Source organism: Mycobacterium sp. SM3041, from assembly GCF_039668335.1.
Taxonomy (GTDB): Bacteria; Actinomycetota; Actinomycetes; order Mycobacteriales; family Mycobacteriaceae; genus Mycobacterium.
On the sequence record NZ_JAYXBQ010000039.1, the window covers coordinates 20,875 to 40,664 of the forward strand.

Annotated in this window: 15 protein-coding genes and 4 pseudogenes; 12 read left to right on the top strand and 7 right to left on the bottom strand. The window is 65.8% G+C overall.

The window, feature by feature from the left end; all coding sequences use genetic code 11:
• The first annotated feature begins 864 nt into the window (after nucleotides 1-864).
• The 11 genes and pseudogenes from VXD91_RS11095 to VXD91_RS11145 all read left to right on the top strand — a co-directional run bounded on the left by VXD91_RS11095 (nucleotide 865) and on the right by VXD91_RS11145 (nucleotide 9,591).
• Complete coding sequence (locus tag VXD91_RS11095) at nucleotides 865-2,031, top strand: thiolase family protein (RefSeq protein ID WP_260939856.1); 1,167 nt, start codon at nucleotides 865-867, stop codon at nucleotides 2,029-2,031.
• The gene (locus VXD91_RS11100) at nucleotides 2,028-2,465 is read left to right on the top strand and encodes an OB-fold domain-containing protein (protein WP_318986939.1); all 438 of its coding nucleotides are present in this window, start codon (nucleotides 2,028-2,030) and stop codon (nucleotides 2,463-2,465) included. The genes VXD91_RS11095 and VXD91_RS11100 overlap by 4 nt, the downstream gene beginning before the upstream one ends.
• Nucleotides 2,462-3,505 carry an LLM class flavin-dependent oxidoreductase gene (locus tag VXD91_RS11105; protein ID WP_293024116.1) on the top strand — a complete coding sequence of 348 codons (1,044 nt, stop codon included), beginning with the start codon at nucleotides 2,462-2,464 and terminating at the stop codon, nucleotides 3,503-3,505. Before VXD91_RS11100 ends, VXD91_RS11105 begins: the two co-directional genes overlap by 4 nt.
• Nucleotides 3,498-3,956, top strand: a complete 459-nt coding sequence (locus VXD91_RS11110; RefSeq protein ID WP_318986938.1) for a MaoC family dehydratase N-terminal domain-containing protein — start codon at nucleotides 3,498-3,500, stop codon at nucleotides 3,954-3,956. Before VXD91_RS11105 ends, VXD91_RS11110 begins: the two co-directional genes overlap by 8 nt.
• Nucleotides 3,953-4,378 (top strand): MaoC/PaaZ C-terminal domain-containing protein, encoded by a 426-nt coding sequence (locus VXD91_RS11115; RefSeq protein WP_293024110.1) that lies wholly within the window; start codon nucleotides 3,953-3,955, stop codon nucleotides 4,376-4,378. Before VXD91_RS11110 ends, VXD91_RS11115 begins: the two co-directional genes overlap by 4 nt.
• Before the next feature lie 32 nt (nucleotides 4,379-4,410).
• Entirely contained in the window at nucleotides 4,411-4,902 is a 492-nt protein-coding gene (locus VXD91_RS11120) for a MaoC family dehydratase N-terminal domain-containing protein (RefSeq protein WP_293024133.1), read from the top strand.
• Nucleotides 4,899-5,369: a MaoC/PaaZ C-terminal domain-containing protein gene (locus VXD91_RS11125; protein ID WP_293024106.1), complete on the top strand. Its 471-nt coding sequence runs from the start codon at nucleotides 4,899-4,901 to the stop codon at nucleotides 5,367-5,369. Before VXD91_RS11120 ends, VXD91_RS11125 begins: the two co-directional genes overlap by 4 nt.
• Before the next feature lie 43 nt (nucleotides 5,370-5,412).
• Nucleotides 5,413-6,180, top strand: a complete 768-nt coding sequence (locus tag VXD91_RS11130) for an enoyl-CoA hydratase-related protein (RefSeq protein ID WP_293024104.1) — start codon at nucleotides 5,413-5,415, stop codon at nucleotides 6,178-6,180.
• Nucleotide 6,181: 1 nt separating this feature from the next.
• Nucleotides 6,182-6,994, top strand: a complete 813-nt coding sequence (locus tag VXD91_RS11135; RefSeq protein WP_293024101.1) for a TIGR03084 family metal-binding protein — start codon at nucleotides 6,182-6,184, stop codon at nucleotides 6,992-6,994.
• A complete protein-coding gene (locus VXD91_RS11140) occupies nucleotides 6,991-8,715 on the top strand; it encodes an acyclic terpene utilization AtuA family protein (RefSeq protein ID WP_346415423.1) in 1,725 nt (574 codons plus the stop codon). Before VXD91_RS11135 ends, VXD91_RS11140 begins: the two co-directional genes overlap by 4 nt.
• Before the next feature lie 50 nt (nucleotides 8,716-8,765).
• Nucleotides 8,766-9,591: pseudogene (locus VXD91_RS11145) on the top strand (SDR family oxidoreductase).
• Between the two features lie 6 nt (nucleotides 9,592-9,597).
• Here VXD91_RS11145 and VXD91_RS11150 read toward each other — a convergent pair.
• From VXD91_RS11150 to VXD91_RS11170, 5 genes and pseudogenes are all read right to left on the bottom strand, one after another.
• Nucleotides 9,598-10,191 (bottom strand): annotated as a pseudogene (locus VXD91_RS11150) (TetR/AcrR family transcriptional regulator).
• Between the two features lie 202 nt (nucleotides 10,192-10,393).
• On the bottom strand, nucleotides 10,394-11,947 hold the full coding sequence (locus VXD91_RS11155) for a long-chain fatty acid--CoA ligase (RefSeq protein ID WP_061003864.1): 1,554 nt from the start codon (nucleotides 11,945-11,947) through the stop codon (nucleotides 10,394-10,396).
• A 25-nt stretch (nucleotides 11,948-11,972) separates the two neighbouring features.
• A complete protein-coding gene (locus VXD91_RS11160) occupies nucleotides 11,973-13,127 on the bottom strand; it encodes an acyl-CoA dehydrogenase (RefSeq protein WP_061003862.1) in 1,155 nt (384 codons plus the stop codon).
• A gap of 56 nt (nucleotides 13,128-13,183) precedes the next feature.
• On the bottom strand, nucleotides 13,184-15,214 hold the full coding sequence (locus VXD91_RS11165) for a biotin carboxylase N-terminal domain-containing protein (protein ID WP_346415424.1): 2,031 nt from the start codon (nucleotides 15,212-15,214) through the stop codon (nucleotides 13,184-13,186).
• 5 nt (nucleotides 15,215-15,219) lie between these two features.
• On the bottom strand, nucleotides 15,220-16,821 hold the full coding sequence (locus VXD91_RS11170) for a carboxyl transferase domain-containing protein (protein WP_318986933.1): 1,602 nt from the start codon (nucleotides 16,819-16,821) through the stop codon (nucleotides 15,220-15,222).
• Between the two features lie 119 nt (nucleotides 16,822-16,940).
• Between VXD91_RS11170 and VXD91_RS11175 the strand changes: the two genes are divergently transcribed.
• Nucleotides 16,941-18,116, top strand: a complete 1,176-nt coding sequence (locus VXD91_RS11175) for an acyl-CoA dehydrogenase family protein (RefSeq protein WP_318986932.1) — start codon at nucleotides 16,941-16,943, stop codon at nucleotides 18,114-18,116.
• Between the two features lie 247 nt (nucleotides 18,117-18,363).
• On the opposite strand, the pseudogene VXD91_RS11180 reads toward VXD91_RS11175, so the two are convergent.
• Together VXD91_RS11180 and VXD91_RS11185 are read right to left on the bottom strand one after the other, a co-directional pair.
• Nucleotides 18,364-18,535, bottom strand: a pseudogene (locus tag VXD91_RS11180) (IS3 family transposase); the annotation flags it as partial.
• Between the two features lie 200 nt (nucleotides 18,536-18,735).
• Nucleotides 18,736-19,703, bottom strand: a pseudogene (locus tag VXD91_RS11185) (IS3 family transposase).
• Between the last annotated feature and the right edge of the window lie 87 nt (nucleotides 19,704-19,790).

Here is a 19,790-nt window from a genome sequence, read left to right on the forward strand (position 1 = left end):
ATCCACGCCGGCCGGGACACCCGTGCCCTGTGCGTGAGCATCCGCTCCCGTTTCGATTTTCAGCGTCGAACCGCCCTAGTTTCTATCGGCGTCCCGGCAGATGTCTTCGATGACTGACACGAGGAGGAGTGCACCTGGGCGGCTTCTGCGCCGCCGCCGTACGAGTGCGTGAGGATTTCGAGATTGTGGCCGTACAGTCGTCGAAGTAGCCGCCCTTCAGTTGTCGCAGCGATCGGTCAAATTCGGATCGTCGTGCATCGGCTCGGAACGGTAGGGTTGGTCGCGAGCCCGGACGCGAGATACGGATCTCGTAGAATTGCTCTTTGGTCACGAGGAACCCATCGTGTTGCCCGTTGAAATCGATTCTCGCGTCGACCAAGTCGAGCGTGGTGTCGGCACCTACTTTGACGACCGCGAAATGTCCCAGATTTCATCTGGCTCGGAACTGAGTGCGCGGCAGTAGTAGCGCGCTTGACTCGCTGTCAGTCGCGAAGCGATGTGCTGGTTCAGCATCGGCATGGGTATCGCGTTTCCCCGCACCTGTGCGCAGCTAAACACGGCTCACATTCTGGGGAATCTCTCACTACCCGGCACTTCCGGCAGTTTCGGGCCCCGCACTTGTCCGCGTCGATCTGAAAGTTGGCTGACCACTGACCCGGGCCGCGCACGTTTTCAGACATACTGAACCCGCGCGTGAGCCGAGTCCTCATCGAGCCCTAGGTAAGGGGCGCAACAATTTTCGCAAAAATCCGCTGCTGGGCATGCGAGAGGCGAGAAGGGTTTACCTGGACGACTTGAGAACGCTATGCTAACCACTGTTAACATTGGGACCGTCGCTGAGTGCGGGGGTTGAGAGGAGTGCGGGTGTCTTACGATCAGCCGGCCATCATCGGCGCCGCCGAGCTCACTCCGGGCAGGAAAGTCCCTTACACATCCACCGAAATGCACGTGCGCGCCGCGGTGGCGGCGCTTGCCGATGCGGGGGTTTCGGCGGATGAGGTCGACGGACTCGTATGCGCTGGGCCGATGACGAACGAAGGCTCGATCTTCCTGTCCGAGGACCTTATGGACTACCTTGGTCTGCACAATCTGAAGCTCCAGATGACTTGTCAACTCGGCGGCGGGACCCATCTCGCCATGACCCGTGTGGCGAGTAACGTCATTGCCCGAGGCGAGGCTGAAACGGTACTTGTCGTATCGGCGGGCAAGTTCCCGCCGATACGCGACGGCGGACGCGAACTCATGTCGCTCGTGTGCGACCACGCGTTCGAAATGCCCTACGGGCCATCAGTTCCCGCGCTCTACGGCCTGATCGCGCAGGCGTGGATGCACGAAACCGGCCAGGGCAAGGCCGACATCGCCGAGGTAACCGTGTCGCAAGACCGTTGGGCTGCGTTGAACCCCGCGGCGATCGCTCATGACGCTGAGCGCCTCAGCGTCGACGACGTGATGTCGTCCCGGCCGATCGCAGGACCGTTTCACTTCTACCACTGTTCGATTCCTTGCGAGGGTGGTGGAGCGCTGGTGCTGGGTTCTGCCCGTCGAGCACGCGAGGGCAAGCACCGGCCCGTCCACGTTTTGGGCTTTGGAGAGGGCCACACTCACGGCTTCCTGACGTCGTTGGCCCGGCCGGGTCGCACCGGGGCCGCTAGGTCGGGTCCGATGGCGTTCGAGCGCTCCGGACGGGCGCCGGCCGACGTCGACATCGCTCTGCTCTACGATGCCTTCGCCTCCAACCCAGCGATGATCCTGGAGGAGGCGGGCTTCGTGAAACCCGGCGGGGCGGGCGGTTTCTACCGTGACGGGCGCGCCGATCCGGGCGGTGACCTGCCGGTGAACACCGACGGGGGTCTGATCCGGTTCGGGCACACCGGGACCTCCTCTGGCATTTCGCAGATCCTTGAGGGTTACTGGCAGTTGTCCGGTCGCGCCGAGGGCCGTCAGGTGCTCGGGGCGGATACTGCGTTCGTACACAGCTACGGCTCGATGCTGTGCAGTCACGTCAGCATGGTGATGGAGGGGGCGTCATGACCACGGTTTCGAGTTTCCTCGACGGTCTGCACGATCCGGAGGCATTGCCGCCGCTGACCGACGTCAACCGACGCTATTTCGCCGCGGCGGCCTGCGGGGTACTTGTCTTCCAGCGGTGCGCGAACGGTCACCCGTTCCTGTACCCGCGGCTGGTGTGTCCGGTCTGCTATGAAGCCGAGTTGGCCTGGGAGACTGCTGCGGGCACCGGCGAGATCATCAGTTTCGCGCCGGTGTACCGCCGTCCGTGGGATTCGTTTCCGCGGAGCGAGCCGTACGTGGTCGTGCTCGTCCGACTCGACGAGGGGCCGCAGTTGTTGGCAAGTCTCGAGGGCGTGGCACCCGACGACGTCGTCATCGGCGCGCGAGTGCGCGCAGTGTTCGAGCGCGTGAGCGAGGACCTAGGGCTGGTGCGATTCCGGTTGGCGGCGTCTTGAGTACGTACGGCATCTCCGTGCTCGGCGCGGAGTTGGCGACCCTCGTCGATACAGCCGTGGCCGCCGACCGCGCCGGATTCGACGCCGCCTGGGCATCCGAGTTCTACTCGCGCTCCGGCTCTATCTCGATGGCCGCGATGGCCGCGCGAACACGGCACTGCCGCCTGGGGTCGTCGATCCTGTACGGCGTTGGGCGTAGTCCACTGGTGCTGGCCACCGAAGCGCGCGACCTCGACGAGCTTTCAGACGGGCGTGTTGTCCTCGGCCTCGGTAACGGCACACGCCGCATGATGAGCGACTGGCATGGTGTCGCGGACACCTCGTCACCCGCCGTGCGCATGGAGGAACTGGTCCCGCTGATCCGACGGATCTGGAACCTGCACGAAGGCCCAGTGAACCACGAGGGGCGCTTCTACCGGCTCAACCTTGTTCCCACGGGAGAAGTCCCGCCGCCGAAGCGAGCGATCCCGATCATCACTGCGGGCGTGCGTCCGCGGATGTGCGAGGTAGCCGGGCGCGTCGCCGACGGGTTGGCCGGTCATCCGCTGTTCACCACGACCTACGTCGAGGAGGTCGCCCGCCCGGCCGTCGTACGCGGCGCGGAACGGGCCGGGCGCGACCCCGCCGACGTGGAGATCGTCTCCATGGTCATCTGCTCGGTGCACGAAGACGCTCAGATCGCACGTCGTGAGGCCGCGCAGCAGATCGCGTTCTACTCGTCCGTGAAAAGCTACCAGCACGTGCTTGATGTGAGCGGCTTCGCTAGGCAGGGGGCGGCGATCCGCGAGGCGTTCGCACAGCGCGACCTGCCCGCCATGTTCGCCGCCGTCACAGACGACATGATCGACGCGATGGCCGTCGCCGGCACCGCAGCCGAGGTGCGCGACGGGTTGCGCCGCTACGAAGGCGTGTTGGACCACATCATTCTCTACTCACCCTCGATCGGGCTCGCACCCGAACGGATCGCTGAGAACCTTGGCAGCCTCATTCGCGATTGTGCGCCGGCCTTCGCCGGCGGGAAAGGTGACCAGAGTGGCTGACGCCTCGCTTATCGGGACGCAACTCGGGAGCACCACATTTCCCGTCGACCGGTCCAAAGTGCGCGAGTTCGCGCTGTCCCTCGACGACCACGACCCGATCTACCAGGACGCCGCAGCGGCCCGGGCCGCCGGCTTCAGCGCGATCCCCGCTCCGCCCACCTTCGTCGTCTCCTCGGCTCACTGGCGCGTCGACGACGACATGTTCGGCGCCCTCGGGCTCGACCTGCGCCGCGTACTGCACGGTGAGTGCGGCTGGGAGTATTTCGCGCCGGTGTTCGTCGGCGACGAGCTCACTGAGACGCGCCGGGTGTCGAACGTGACCAGCCGCGAGGGCAAGCGCGGCGGCACCATGACAATCGTGACGATCGAGACCGACTTCACCAACCAGCGCCACGAACTCGTCGTGCGCCAGACCGACGTCTTGATCGAAACCGGAGGCTCCACCCAATGACGACATCCCCCGCGCCGGTGGCGTTGGCCATCGGCGACGAGATGCCGAGCTCACAGTTCGGTCCGCTGACCCGCTCGCACATCGTCCGCTACGCCGGTGCCGGCGGCGACTTCAACCCGATCCACCACGACGAGGAGTTCGCCCGTGCCGCCGGCATGCCCGGTGTGTTCGGTATGGGACTGCTGCACGGCGGCATGCTGGCCCAGCGGCTGACCGACTGGGTGGGGCTGGCCAACATCCGATCGTTCCGGATCCGTTTCACCGGGCAGGTGTGGCCCGGCGACGTGCTTACCTTCGCCGGCAAGGTGACCGGCGTGCGAGAAGCCCAAGGCCAGCAGCTAGCGGACGTCGAACTCGACGTCACGCGCCAGACCGGCGAACCCGCGATAAAGGGGAGCGCCGTCGTGCAGGTGGCCCGGTGAGCGCGCCAACGAGCGACGTCACCGGCCTCGGGATGACATTCGGGACCGTCGACGAGGGCCGGGCGTGGGTCGGTCATCGCACGGGACCGCGACGCGCGTGGTTCCCGATCGATCGCTCGATGGTGTTGTACTACTGTTCGCTCGTCGAGGATGCCAATCCCAGCTACTGGGAGGGTGAGGACTGCCCGCCCGGGCTGTTGATGACCCTTGGCTTCGCGCCGCAGTGGGCGCCGGAGCATCTCACGCGCACGGACATGCTGCTGGCGCTCAGCGTGCCGCTGCCGGGCCACCACATCATCAACGCCTCGACGACGACGGAGTTCGAACGCCGGCCCCGGGTGGGCGATCACGTGTCGATCGTGGAGGAGGTGGCCTCGATCTCCGAACCGAAGACGACGCGGGTGGGCACCGGCGTGTTCATCACGACGGTGAGTACGTTCTCCGATCAGCACGGCGAGATCATCGGGCGCAACACCAACGTGCTGTTCCGATATGACACCGACGCGGACGGCGAGCCGTCGTGAACTCGAGCGATACGGGAGCGGCCGCGCGTCCCGCTCTGCTGTTTGACGAGGTCTCCGTCGGTGACTCACTGCCCACGGTTGCCATCGAGGTGACGTACAAGCGCATCTGCATGAACGCGGCCTCAACGTGGGACTGGTTCCCCGGCCACCACAACCCGGAGTACGCCCGGAGTCAGGGCCAGCGCACGATCTACCTGTCGACTCTCTTCTTTCACGGCTTCATCGACCGGGGCCTCAACGAATGGGCCGGACCCGACGCGCTCATCCGACGCCGCAAAATCTCGATGGTCCGGTCGATCTACCCGGGCCAGACCGCGACCCTGAGCGGCAAGGTCGTGGCCAAACGCGACGATGGCGGACGGCGCCTCGTTGACCTCGAGTTGCTCGTCTCGAGCGAAGATGGTCCGTGCGTGCCGAGTGAAGCCACCGTTGAGCTGGCCGACCCGTTTGTCGAGGTGCAGGGGTGAACTGCCTCTCACATGCGAGGCGACGGTGAGGGACGGAGGCTCGGTGGCCGAGCAACCGATTCGCTACGAGGTCGTCGAAAGCGTCGCGTGGCTGACGATCAACCGGCCCGAGGCGCGCAACGCGCTGAACAACGCTGTGCGCACCGGTTTGTTCGACGCGGTGCGGCGCTTCAACGACGACGACGCGGCGAAGGTGCTCGTCCTCACCGGTGCGGGTGAGAAGGCGTTCTGCGCAGGCGGGGACTTGAAGGAGATGGCGCAGAACGCGCTCAAGGTGCCGCCGAAGGATTTCGCTCCGCAGTTCGGCCGCAACATCGATGTCGCGAAGCCGACGATCGCGGCGGTCAACGGTGTCGCGTTCGCCGGGGGCTTCCTGCTCGCGCAGCAGTGCGACTTGGTGGTGGCTGCCGAACACGCGACGTTCGCGGTCAGCGAGGTCAAGGTCGGTCGCGGGTCGCCGTGGGCGGCACCGCTGTCGTGGCTGGTTCCGCCCCGCGTCGCCATGCAGATATTGCTGACTGGCGACCCGATCACCGCTGAGCGCGCCCACCAGGTCGGCTTGGTCAATGAGGTGGTGCCGGCCGATCAGTTGCGTGAGCGTACCCAGCAGTTGGCGCTCAGCATCGCCGCGAACGCACCGCTGTCCGTGCTCGCGTCCAAGCGCACCGTGTACCTCTCGGCACAGCATCACCTCGCCGCCGCCTACGACCTGGCAGACGAGATATGGGAGCCGGTCTATCTGAGCGACGATGCGCAGGAAGGCCCGACGGCGTTCCGCGAGAAGCGCGTACCACAGTGGAAGGGACGCTGACATGGCGGTGAGCATGCAGTCGGTTATCACCGACATCGAAGCGGAGACGGCAGCCCTACGCGGATTGGTCGCGCCGCTGACCGAAGGTCCGCGCGGCTGGGACGCGCCGACTCCGGCCGTGGGCTGGATGATCCGCGACCAGATCAGTCATCTGGCGTTCTTCGACGACGTGGCGGTGCGCTCGGCCACCGACCCCGACGGGTTCAGCGGCGACTACCTGCCGATGATGGCCGACGGAAGTATCTCACCCGACGTCATCGCCGAGCGCTACCGTCAGATGCCGGCTGCCGACCTGCTCGCGTGGTTCGACACGTCGCGTGCAGCCCTCGTTGCGGCGTTCGCGGACATTGACCCGGCGACCCGCCTGCCGTGGTTCGGGCCGCCGATGAGCGCGGTCTCGTCGCTCACCGCGCGACTCATGGAGACCTGGGCGCACGGCCAGGACGTCGCCGACGCGCTCGGCGCGACCCGCGCGGCCACGGCACGGCTGCGTCACGTAGCCCACATCGGGGTGGGTGCGCGCGCGTTCAGCTACCTGGCCAACGGTCTGGACCTGCCCGCGGACCCGGTACGCGTTGAGCTGACCGCTCCGGACGGCAGCGTCTGGACGTGGGGGCCAGCCGACGCCACCAACCGCGTGAGCGGGCCGGCGCTGGACTTTTGCCTGTTGGTGACCCAACGCCGCCACCGTGATGACACCGCTTTGGTCGTCGACGGCCCGCTGGCCGACCAGTGGCTCTCGATCGCCCAGGCCTTCGCGGGGCCCCCTGGTGGCGGACGCGTGGCGGGCCAGTTCGCAGGGGGTCAGCGGTGAGCGTCCCGATCCGCATCGGCAACTGTTCCGGGTTTTACGGCGACCGCATCGCCGCGGCCCGCGAGATGGTCGAGGGCGGACCGATCGACGTCCTGTGCGGCGATTACCTGGCGGAGCTGACCATGCTCATCTTGGCCAAGGCCCAGGCCAAGGATCCGAACGGCGGATACGCTCGCACTTTCCTCACCCAAATGGAACAAGTGCTGGGCACCTGTCTGGATCGTCGCATCAAGGTCGTCGCGAACGCGGGCGGACTGAATCCCGCTGGCCTGGCGGCCGCGTTGCGCGAGCTGTCCGCACGTCTCGGCCTCACAGCACGGATCGCACACGTCGAGGGCGACGACCTGCGCGGTAGCCTCGACGCGATCACGCCGCCCGTCGGCGAGAAGAAACCGGTGTCGGCCAATGCCTACCTCGGTGCCTGGGGCATCACCGAGGCGCTGCGCTCGGGCGCCGACGTCGTCGTGACCGGCCGCGTCACAGACGCCTCGCTGGTGGTCGGTCCCGCCGCCTGGTGGCACAATTGGGCACCCGACCACTGGGATCGACTCGCGGGTGCCGTGGTCGCCGGGCACGTGATCGAGTGCGGCCCGCAGGCGACGGGTGGAAACTACGCGTTCCTGGACGAGGTCACTGACCGCCGCTATCCGGGGTTTCCGATCGCGGAGGTCGCCGAGGACGGCTCATCGGTGATCACGAAGCATCCGAATACCGGTGGGCTGGTCTCGGTGGGGACGGTCACCGCCCAATTGCTCTACGAAATCGCCGAACCCGCCTATCTCGGCCCCGACGTGGTGACCCATTTCGACACCATCCGCCTGAACCAACAGGGTGAGCACCGTGTCGGCATCAGCGGCACCAGAGGCAGTCCACCGCCAGACACGCTCAAGGTCGCGCTGAACGAGGCGGGCGGATTCCGCAACTCTATGACCATGGTGCTCACAGGCCTCGACGTCGAGGAGAAGGCGGCCTTCGCTGAACAGCAGCTTTTCGACGTTCTCGGCGGGCGCGAAGCCTTCGACGAAGTCGACGTGAGGCTGTTGCGTTTTGACGTCGCCGATGCACCGACGAACGAGCAGGCGTGCGCGCACCTGCGTGTGACGGTGAAGGACGCCGACCCGCGCAAGGTGGGCCGGGCGTTCTCCGGCGGCATCATGGAGATCGCACTGGCCGGATTCGCCGGCTTTCACACGACCACGCCGCCGTCCTCGGAGACCGCGTTCGGCATCTACCGACCGGCCCTCGTGCCACGCACGGCCCTGACCCAAACACTCGTCGACGCGGATGGAAACCGGCACGCGATCGCCGACCCGCCCACCGGTGTAGCGCCTTCGGCTGAGCCGGCCGCGCCTGTTGGTACACCCGCACCCACCGGGCCCACGCGGCGTGCGCCGCTCGGGCGAGTTCTCGGCGCACGATCCGGAGACAAAGGCGGCAACGCCAACCTAGGGCTGTGGGCCCGGGACGACCCCGGCTACGCGTGGGCACGGGAGTATCTCAGCGTCGAGCGCCTTCGCACGCTACTCGGGCCGGAAGCGGCGAACCTTCGCATCGAGCGCTTCGAGCTGCCGAATCTACGAGCGCTCAACGTGGTGGTGTACGGCCTGCTCGGCGATGGTGTCGCATCATCGACCCGGCCGGACGCGCAAGCCAAGGGATTCGGGGAGTACGTGCGGTCCCGCGTGGTGGACATTCCCGAATCGCTGCTCGACGCACGCTGAACGCCCGGCACGACGCCGGTGGTACCCACGAAGAAAACGTCGAACCCAGCATGGGAAAGCTGGACGGCAAGATCGCGCTCGTCTCCGGGTCGGGGCGCGGCATCGGACGTGCCATCGCCAAGAAGCTGGCAGGCGACGGCGCCAAGGTGGTCGTGAACGACCTCGACGCCGGGCCGGCGAAGGAGACGGTGGCTGCGATCGAAGCTGCCGGTGGCACTGCGGTCGTGTGCGCGGGCAGTGTCACCGAGGACGGTTTCGCCGAACGTTTCGTGCAGACGGCCGTCGATGAGTACGGCGGAGTGGACATCATCGTCAACAATGCCGGCTACAGCTGGGACTCGGTGGTGCAGAAGATGAGCGACGAACAGTGGGATGCGATCCTCGACGTGCACCTGAAAGCGCCGTTCCGGACCTTGCGCGCGGCCCAGCCGGTGATCAGCGCGGCGGTGAAGAACGAGCGAGGCCGGTGACGTCGCGTGCCGCAAGGTCGTCAACATCTCCTCGATCGCGGGTACAGGGGGCAACGCCGGTCAGGCGAACTACTCCTCGGGAAAGGCCGGCGTCCTCGGGCTCACGAAGGCCATGTCGAAGGAGTGGGGCCGCTATAACGTGACGCTCGACGCGGTCGCGTTCGGGCTCATCCGCACCCGCCTTACCGAGGCTCCCGCCGGTGGCGACGGGACGATCGACATCCAGGGTCGCGAACTAGCGGTCGGCGTCAACCCCGATCTTCTCGCGACCATGGAATGCGCCATCCCACTTGGTAGGGCCGGAACGCCAGCCGACGGCGCGGGTGCCGTCTACCTCCTGTGCTTTCCCGAGTCGGACTACATCAGCGGCCAGGTCTTGATCTGCGGGGGCGGCTTCAACACCTGAGCAATCTCAGCCGGCCGTCGAGCGTAACCGGTCATTGCTCGCGCTGAACAGCGCGGCAGCTGCCGCGCTGTTCAGCATTGCCTCGACTGTCGCGTCGTCCAGCGACGCGGGCATGTGCGCGGCCGCGTTCAGCAAAGACAGCACGGCGACAACTAGGCCCTGTGCGCGTACGTCGTCCAGATCGTCGCGCGCCAGTACCAGCGCGTCGACCCAGATGGCCTCGTAGCTGCGCTGTCGGCACCCGAAGGGCACGGGTGGCAAGCGGCGATAGTGAGCGGTGCCCGCGGGCGTAGACGGCCAGCAGGCCACGGTGCCGAGCGCCGAAAGCCGCATGCAGCTCGACCAGGGTGCGCAGGACCTCCGACGGCGTCTTGGCCGTCGTGGCGCGTCGCGCGCCGGCTAACAGCTCAGTCATTGCGGAGTCGCACAGTTCGCGCAGGATTGCATCCTTATTCTGGAAGTGGCCGCTGGCCCGCTCACCCCCGCTGCGGCACCGATGTCATCAATACCCACCGAGTGGAAGCCTTGGCGCGCGAACAGGTCGGCGGCGGCCTCAAGAAGCAATTTGCGGCGCAAGCCAGACGCGTTCGTGCCTCCTATCAGTTCGTCGCGATCATTACGTGTGGAGTGCTCCGCAGAACGATAGTCCTATCGACGCCCGGGTTTCCTGCGTCGACACCCACCGCACCGTCTTCGAAAAGGACAACGCAACTGCTGAACTCGGCCGTTGTTGCCAAATTCTCGCATCAGCACGTCGATTGAGAGACCCTGCCCCGAACCCGCGAGGCGCTGCGCAGGCCACTCAGCGCAGAACGACTCCGGCCTCGATGCCTGTGAACTGCGTACGCAGCTCGGTCTTGAGCAGCTTGCCGGTGGCGTTGCGTGGCAGTTCGTCGACGAAGTGCACGTCGCGCGGGCACTTGAAATGTGCCAGCCGCTCACGACACCAGTCCACTATCTCTTGGGCGCTCGGCGCTTCCACCGCGGGTTGGGCGACGACGACCGCGACGACGCGTTCCCCCCACTTCGCGTCCGCGCCTCCGATCACAGCGGCGTCGAGTACCGCCGGGTGACGGAACAGAACCTGCTCGACCTCGATCGGGTAGACGTTCTCGCCGCCGGAGATGATCATGTCCTTCTTGCGGTCGACGAGGGTGATGTATCCCTCGGCGTCCATGCGTCCGAGGTCGCCCGTGTGGAACCAGCCTCCGCGGAACGCCTCAGCGCTCGCCTCGGGCTTCATCCAGTAGCCTGTAAACACGTTGGGGCCACGCACAATCAACTCACCCACAGTGTCGATCGCGACTTCGCGATCGTGGTCGTCGACGATGCGAGCGTCGACGTGCATCGCCACGCGGCCAATCGACCCCGCCCGAGTGCTGGTGTTCTCGGCGTCCAGGACGGTCACCAACGGGGCGGTCTCGGTCATGCCGAAGCCCTCGGTGAAGGGCACACCACGCTCGCGCATGAAATCGATCACCGTCAGGGGAACGGGTGACCCGCCGCCCATAGCGAAACGCAGCGCGGACAGGTCGAAGGAGTCGAAGTCGGGCACCTTCATGAGCGCGGCCCACATGGCCGGCACCATGAACTGAATCGTTACTTGGTGGTCGGCCATCGCTTGCAGCGTTGCTCGCGGGTCGAAGGCGGGCATGATGACGCTGGTGCCGCCGACGTAGAGCAGCGGCAGTGTGTGCACACCCAAGCCACCGATGTGGAACATCGGCGCCACCGCGGCCGTGACGTCGTCGCCCCGCACGCCGATATCGGTGCCGAGGACGTTGATCGCGTTCCACAGCAGGTTGTCGTGGGTGAGGATCGCGCCCTTGGGTCGGCCGGTCGTCCCCGACGTATACATGATGAACGCCGGGTCGCGGCCCTCGACATCGCCGTTAATCGCGTCGAGCGTTCCGCCTGAGACGAGGTCGTCGTAACTGAGCTCACCCGTCGCCGGCACCCCACCGGCGCGCACGATATGGCGCACGCGGGCTCCGGATTCGGTGACGGCTGTCGTGGCTTGTGCGGCCAACGGCTCGTGGAAGATGAGGACGTCGGCCCCGGAGTCGGCCAGGATGTACCCGATCTCGGGTGCAGCAAGCCGCACGTTGAGCGGTACGGTGATAGCGCCGATCTTGGCGCAGCCCAGCAGCACCTCGATGAACTCGGCCGAATTGACCAGCAGCACTGCGACCCTGTCGCCTTTTCGCACGCCGAGCGCGATCAAGGCGGCGGCGAGCTGGTTGGTGCGCCGATCCAAGTCGGCGTAGGTGATGTGCTCGCCGTTGCTGATCAGCGCGGTACGCCCGGCGTTGAGGAAGGAACGCCGGGTGACCCAATGACCGATGCCGCGTTGCATGTGATCTCTTTCCGTTTCCGCCGGCTCAGTAGGACGCTGGAAGACGCAGGCTGTGCTGCGCCACGAAATTGAGGATCATCTCGCGGCTGATGGGGGCGGTGCGCATGAGTCGGGCCGGGCCCCAGAGCGTGGCGAGGCCGTACTCGGTGGCCATGCCGTTGCCGCCGTGGGTCTGAATCGCCTGGTCGAGCGCCAGGATGCCTGCCTCGGCCGCGGCGTACTTCGCCATGTTGGACGCCTCACCCGACCCGGGGTCGCCTGCGTCGTGCAGGGAGGCGGCGCGCTGGGTCATCAAGCGCGCCAGTTCGACCTGGATCTTGGCGTGGGCGAGCGGGTGCGATACACCCTGGTGCGAGCCAATTGGCGCTCCCCATACGTGCCGCTCACGTGCGTAGTTGGCGGCTTTGTCGAGCGCGTAAAGGCCGATGCCGTTGCCTAGTGCTGCGCCCATGATCCGCTCAGGGTTCAAGCCCATGAAGACCTGGCGCAGCCCTTCGTTCTCTGCGCCGATCAGGTTGGCGGCTGGCACACGAACGTTATCGAAGAATAGGGTGAATTGCTTCTCCGGAGTGACGGCCTGCACCGGGATGAGGGACTTGGTCAATCCAGGTGCATCGGTGGGCACGACGAGCAGGCTCAAAAGGCCGCGACCACGGTCGTTGGTGGACGTCCGGGTGACGACCAGAATGGCTTCGGCCTCGTCGACGCCGGAGATGTAGTACTTGGTGCCGTTGACGACCCAGTCGTCACCGTCGCGTTTGGCGGTCGTGGAGATGTTGTGCGAGTTCGAGCCCGCATCCGGCTCGGTGATCGCGAAGGCCATGATCGTTTCGCCGCTCGCGATGCCGGGCAGCCATCGTTGCTTGAGTTCCTCACTGCCGAAGGCCTGAATGATGGTGCCGCAAATGGTCGGCGAAACGACGGTCATCAGCAGCGGGCATCCGGCCGCGGCGAGTTCCTCACCGACGATCTGCATGTCGTAGATGCCGCCGCCGCCGCCGCCGTACTCCTCGGACAGGTTCACGCCGAGGAAGCCCTGCTTGCCTACGGCCCGCCACAGTTCGGTGGTCTTCTCGCCGGCGAGTGACTTCTCGAGGTAGTACTTGTGGCCGAAGTCCTTGGCCATCTCGGCGACCGCCTTGCGCAGGTCTTGGCGTTCCTCAGTCTCGTGTAATTCCATGACATTCCTGACGTCGTGCGGTAGCACGCGGCCGGTCGGCAGCGCGCTGGCTTTACCTAGGGCTGTATGGCGCAGGCCGCCTCGCCGCCGTCCACCGCCTCGACCACGGCGAGTACATCGCCGGTGGAAACCTGCTGGCCGACCTCGACCGGCAGGGCGCTCAACACGCCGTCGATCGGGCTGGCGACGGTGTGCTCCATCTTCATCGCCTCGAGGACGACGAGCGTCTGTCCGGCTGACACCGTCTCGCCCTCGGCGATTGGTAGTCGGACCACCGAGCCGGGCATCGGTGCCGTGAGGGAACCCGGCGGGGTCAACGTGCTCGGGTCGACGAAGCGCGGCACCACTCGTAAGGCGGTATAGCCCAGGACCGAGTCGACATGGGCGAGATCGCCGTCGATGAGCACGTGGAACGTTCGGCGCACTCCGCCCACGCTCAACACGACGGATTCGGTGCTCCCCACCACGACCGCGAGGTCGGCCGACGGTTGGTCATCGACACTCAACGATGTTCCCATCGGATGCAGCGTGTAGCCGACGCGTATATCGCGCCCGGTCTGCGTCCGCCAGGTGGTGGTCTGCGGTTGAGAGGAGTTGTTTCGCCAACCTGCGGGCAGTGACGCTTGCAGGGGCGCGACGGCACGCCGAGCGGCCACGCCGGCCACGGTCGCCGCAATGGCGTGCAGACCCTCAGCGTATGAATCGACAAGGGGCGCGCCGAGTTCGGCGACGTCGTGTCGTTGCAGGAAACCGGTGTCCGTGCCGCGCCCGGCGAATTCGTCGTGGCGCAGGGTCCGCACCAACAGGTCGCGATTGGTGGTAATGCCGTGAATACGGGCGCCGGCCAGCGCCGCCGAGAGACTGGAAAGAGCCTCCTCGCGCGTTGGAGCCCACGCGATGACCTTGGCGAGCAGCGAGTCGTAGTGGTGGCCGACGACCGAACCGGCCCGGAATCCCGAATCGACCCGCACGCCGGCAAGCGCTGGAATATCCATGGTGCGCAGGGTCCCCGTGCAGGGCCGGTAGTCATCGGCCGGATCCTCGGCGCACAAACGGGCCTCGATAGCGTGACCGCGAACTCGCAGGTCGTGCATCTCGTCGGGCAGCGCTCGCCCCATCGCAACCAGCAGCTGGGCCCGCACCAGGTCAAGACCTGTGATCAGCTCGGTGACGGGGTGCTCGACCTGCAACCGGGTGTTCATCTCGAGGAAGGCGAAGGAGCCATCCATGCCGTCCCGGCCCACGTCGTAGACGAACTCGACCGTTCCGGCGCCTACGTAACCGACGGCGCGCGCGGCGGCGATGGCGGCCTCGCTCATCCGAGCGCGCAACGCGTCGTCGACGACCGGTGACGGTGCTTCTTCGATGACTTTCTGGTGGCGACGCTGCACCGAGCACTCGCGCTCGAACAGAGAGACGACGTTGCCGTGCATGTCGGCCATGACCTGGATCTCGACGTGTCGCGGGCGCTGGATGTATCGCTCGAGGAAGACGGTGCCGTCGGAGAACGCGGCAGCAGCCTCACGGGAGGCGGAGGCCACCGCCTCCTCAAGCTCATCCGGCGAGGTGACCACGCGCATACCCCGGCCGCCACCGCCAGCGCTGGCCTTGACCAGGACCGGGTAGCCGACGTTGGAGGCCAACTTCTCGAGGTGTTCGGCAGACAGCCCCGTCGTGTCGCCACCGGGGAGTACGGGAACGCCCGCGTCGGACATCATCTTCTTGGCCGCTAACTTCGAGCCCATCGCATCGATCGCCTCGGCCGGTGGGCCGACGAAGATCAGGTCGGCAGCGGCGCAGGCCCTCGCGAACGCAGCGTTCTCCGACAGGAAGCCGTAACCGGGGTGAACGGCGTCGGCGCCGGTGAGCGAGGCCGCGGCGATGATCCGTGACATGTCGAGGTAGGTCTCGGCGGGGGACGAGCCGGGGAGGCGCACCGCCTCGTCCGCGTCGGCGACATGCCACGCGTCGGCGTCGGCGTCGGAATAGACGGCCACCGTGGCGATCCCGAGGTCGCGGCAAGTGCGGAACACTCGCCGTGCGATTTCACCACGGTTGGCCACCAGTACCTTGGAGATCTTCGGCATCGTCATCACATCCGGAAGACGCCGTAGCCGCGCTGGCCACGAACTTCGCCGTTGTGGATGACCGACAGACACAAACCGAGAACCGTCCGCGTGTCGCGAGGATCGATGATTCCGTCGTCATAGAGGCGACCGCTGTTGGCCAGGGCGACGGATTCCCGCTCGATTTGTTCCTCGACCGAGGTGCGCATCTGGGCGTCGGCGTCCTCATCGAAGGGCAGCCCGCGGTCGGCGGCGGACTCGCGCGCAACGATGGACAGCACTCCGGCCAGTTGCGCCGGACCCATGACCGCCGACTTCGAGTTGGGCCACGCGAACAGGAACCGCGGCGAGTACGACCGGCCGCACATGCCGTAGTTCCCGGCACCGTAAGACGCACCCATGGTGATGGTCACGTGCGGGACAGCGCTGTTCGACACGGCGTTGATCATCTTCGCGCCGTCTTTGATGATGCCTCCCTGCTCGTACTCGGCGCCGACCATGAATCCGGTTGTGTTCTGCAGGAAGATCAGGGGCGTGTCGATCTGATTGGCCAGCTGAATGAACTGGGAGCCCTTCTCGGCCTCCTCACTGAACAAGATGCCCCGCGCATTGGCCAGGATCCCGACCGGAAACCCGTGGATCGAGGCCCAGCCGGTGACCAGTGACGTGCCGTACAGCGGTTTGAACTCGTCGAAGGCCGATCCGTCGACCACTCGGGCGATGACGTCGCGGGGGTCGAAGGGCACCTTCGGATCAACCGACGCGATGCCGAGCAGCTGGTCGGGGTCGTACACCGGCGGGTGCGGCGGCAGTGTGGGTCCGGTGCCACACTTCCGCCAGTTGAGCCGCGCCATGATGCGCCGGCCGATGCGGATCGCATCCTGCTCGTCCTCTGCCATGAAATCGGCCAACCCCGAAGTGCGGGCGTGCATATCGGCGCCGCCGAGCGATTCGTCGTCGGAGACCTCTCCGGTGGCCATCTTCACCAACGGCGGACCGCCGAGGAACACCTTGGAGCGATTGCGCACCATCACGACGTAGTCGCACATGCCAGGGATGTAGGCACCGCCAGCGGTCGAATTGCCGAAGACCAACGCCACGGTCGGCAACCCTGCTGCGCTGTGCTGGGTCAGGTCGTGGAACAGTTGACCGCCGGGCACGAAGATCTCCGCCTGTGTGGGCAGGTCGGCACCGCCGGACTCGACGATGTTGATGATGGGCAGTCGATTCTCCCGCGCGATAGCCATGCCGCGGAACACTTTTCGGAACGTGTACGGGTTCGATGCGCCTCCGCGCACGGTGGGGTCGTGAGCGATGATCATCGACTCGATTCCCTCGACGATGCCGATGCCGACCACCACACTGCCTCCGACGGGGAACCGGGTGCCCCATGCGGCGAAGGGGCACAGTTCGAGGAACGCCGTGTCGGGATCGAGCAGGAGTTCAATGCGTTCTCGGACGAGCAACTTGCCCCGTTTACGATGCCGCGCAACGTACTTCGGTCCGCCACCGGCATTCGCCTGCGCCAGCTGCTCCGCGATGGCGTTGAGTTGAGCGCTCAGGCCGTCGCGGTTCTCGAGGTAGCCGGGCGCCGTTGCATCGACGTGATCGGGTAGGACGTGAACCACGGTATTCCTCCGAGCGATCATCGACGCCGATCTGCTGACGCGGTAATGTTAGCCGCAATTAACGTCGGGTGACAACCGCGGCAGGACATGCCTCGGGTCGAGCAAGGAGGAGCATCACGATGACCCAGTTGGACGAGCAGTCGGGTACCGAGGTGGTCAGCCCGTGGGAGACACCTGAGCGCCGCGCCCTGACCGATCTCGTGCAGGCCTTCACGCGCAAGGAGATCGCCCCTTACGTCAGCGAATGGGAGGAGGCCGGAGAGCTACCACGCGAATTGCACCGCAGCGCGGCCAAGGCGGGCCTGCTCGGTATCGGCTTCGCCGAAGAAGTCGGCGGAGTCGGCGGCGACCTGCGCGACCTAGTCCTTCTCACCGAGGGCGTGATGGAGGCCGGCGGCTCGTCGGGGGTGCTGGCGAGCCTGTTGACACACAACATCGCGTTGCCTCACATGGCCGCCCACCGAGATCCGGATCAGGTCCGCCGGTTCGTCGCGCCCACTCTCGCCGGCGAGAAGATCGGCAGCCTGGGCGTGACCGAACCCGACACCGGTTCCGACGTCGCGGGGATCCGCACGACCGCAGTTCGTGACGGCGATCATTACGTCGTCAACGGGGCGAAGATGTTCATCACATCGGCGGTCCGCGCAGATTTCGTGACGACGGCCGTACGCACCGGCGGCCCTGGCGCCGGCGGAATCTCGCTGCTCGTCGTCGAGCGCGGAACACCCGGATTCACCGTCTCGAGCAAGCTGAAGAAGATGGGCTGGTGGTGCTCGGATACCGCCGAGTTGGGCTACGTCGACGTGCGGGTCCCCGCATGCAACCTCGTCGGCCCCGAGAACAGCGGCTTCATCCAGATCATGCAGCAGTTTCAAGTAGAGCGTGCCTTCATCGCCGTGCAGTGTTACGCCACGGCGCGGCGCTGCCTCGACCTCACCCTGCAGTGGGTGAAGCAGCGCGAGACGTTCGGGCGGGCATTGTCCACCCGTCAGGTGGTTCGCCACAAGGTCGCCGACATGGCTACCGCCGTTGACGTGGCGCGCACCTACACCCGTGCCGCCGTCGACCGCATCGTCGCAGGTGACACCGATGTGCGCATGGTGTCAATGGCGAAGAATGTGGCCGTCGCCGCGTGCGACCTCGCTGTCGATACCGCGGTCCAGTTGCACGGCGGTATGGGCTACCTCCGTGAGACCGAAGTCGAACGCCACTACCGCGATTCGCGCATCCTCGGCATCGGCGGCGGCACCACCGAGATCATGAAGGAGATCATCGCCAAACACATCGGCCTGTGAACCGTGCAGGGCTCGATGCACACCATCGTGTGTCTAAGGGGTCTTGAGGGTTCGGTTGACTCCTGATATCTGAGGATTGTGGGGTTCTCGGTAGAAGGGTGCCGATCATGGCGAAGGCGTATCGGGAGGAGTTCCGGGACGATGTGGAAGCGGAATTACTGCCTCGATCGGAATGAACCACTGTCGCAACGGGATTGCGAGGAATGATGGCCATATGGAGCCGCGTTGACCGCCAACTGCGACTTCATCGGGAATCGATCGAGTAACGGAATATACGATTAGAAAACACGCGGTTTACCGCACAGGCGTAGCTTGTCCGTGGTCGTAACGTGTTATGTGATATCGCTGAGTCACAACTGATTTGGCCGATCGGCGATGAACACACGGTGCACGAGATCGTCATGAACGGGCGGCCCACTTTCGTCGGCACGGCTGGCTTCTCACCAAGCATGCGGAAATTCTGTCGCGTGAGCGCAGCCGCCAAAAGCGCCGCAGCCTTTCTCGGCCAGACCGTCAGGGATGAAGCGGTACACGAACCCGGGATCATCAAGATGGACATCAGGGCAGCGTTGGTCAGGGGGACTGCCCCGAGTTCAGTTGACTCGCGGGGTGTGAATTTTCAGGCCGCAGTTGCGACTGGTGTGTGGAGCAGTTCGAACTCTATCGGCGTGGGTCTGCCGAGTGCGCGTTGTCGGCGTCGGCGGTGTTAGGTCCGCTCGATCCACGACACGATCGCCAGGCGTAATTCGGTGCGAGTGGCCCAGCATTTACGGTCGGGCACGTCGCGCCACCGCGCTGTGCAGCGCCCGAGTGGCCAGCTGCGACTTAATCGGGTCATCGATGCTGTACCCGACGATCCGGTTCGAGAACACATCCTTGATCGCACAGAGGTAGAGCGTGCCCTCTCCGGTCATGTGTTCGGTAGGATCGCTGATCCACAATTGATTTGGGGCTTTAGCAGTGAAGTCGCGGTCCACGAGGTCGTCATGCACCGGCGGGCCGGGTTTCCCGTTCTTGCCCCGCTTCTTACCGAAGACACTCCATAACCGGTTCTGCGAGCAGATCCGCCAGCCGGTGCGCTCGACCATCGGCTCACCGGCGTCACGGGCTTCCTCGACCAGGTAGCGATACCCGAACTCCGGATCGTCGCGGTGGGCATCGAACAGGGCGTTGACGCGGTAGGCCTGGACGAGGTTGGCGTCGGTGACAGGCTGGGACAGCCAGCGGTAATACGGTTGGCGGGCGAGCCTGAGTACCCGGCACGTCACCGCGACAGGGATTCCGTCGGCGGCGAGCTCCTTCACGAGCGGGTAGATACGCTACCGCCCTGCGCAGCACCTCGTTCTCATGTTCCAGCAGCCGATTTCGGCGACGCAGCTCGCGCAGTTCAGCAGAGTCGCCGGTGCTTTTGCCGGGTTTGGCGCCCTCGTCGATGTCGGCCTGGTGCATCCATTTGTGCAGGGTCATCGGATGGACACCGAAATCGGTGGCGACCTGCTCGATCGTCACACCGGCTTCGCGGTTGCGAGCGACGCCGACCACGTCGTCACGGAACTCCTGGGGGGTAAGGCCTGGGCACAAGGACATCCTTCCAGCCTGCCCACGACGGGCAAGCCAACTCAGATGTCACCTATTCATGCAGCAGACCCGGATTCTTACGCCATTGCTAGTGTC

Coding starts and splice junctions, on each gene's coding strand:
- VXD91_RS11165 (WP_346415424.1), bottom strand. CDS start 15,214: ATGCCGAAGATCTCCAAGGTACTGGTGGCCAACCGTGGTGAAATCGCA.
- VXD91_RS11100 (WP_318986939.1), top strand. CDS start 2,028: ATGACCACGGTTTCGAGTTTCCTCGACGGTCTGCACGATCCGGAGGCA.
- VXD91_RS11160 (WP_061003862.1), bottom strand. CDS start 13,127: ATGGAATTACACGAGACTGAGGAACGCCAAGACCTGCGCAAGGCGGTC.
- VXD91_RS11175 (WP_318986932.1), top strand. CDS start 16,941: ATGACCCAGTTGGACGAGCAGTCGGGTACCGAGGTGGTCAGCCCGTGG.
- VXD91_RS11120 (WP_293024133.1), top strand. CDS start 4,411: ATGACATTCGGGACCGTCGACGAGGGCCGGGCGTGGGTCGGTCATCGC.
- VXD91_RS11115 (WP_293024110.1), top strand. CDS start 3,953: ATGACGACATCCCCCGCGCCGGTGGCGTTGGCCATCGGCGACGAGATG.
- VXD91_RS11155 (WP_061003864.1), bottom strand. CDS start 11,947: ATGCAACGCGGCATCGGTCATTGGGTCACCCGGCGTTCCTTCCTCAAC.
- VXD91_RS11135 (WP_293024101.1), top strand. CDS start 6,182: ATGGCGGTGAGCATGCAGTCGGTTATCACCGACATCGAAGCGGAGACG.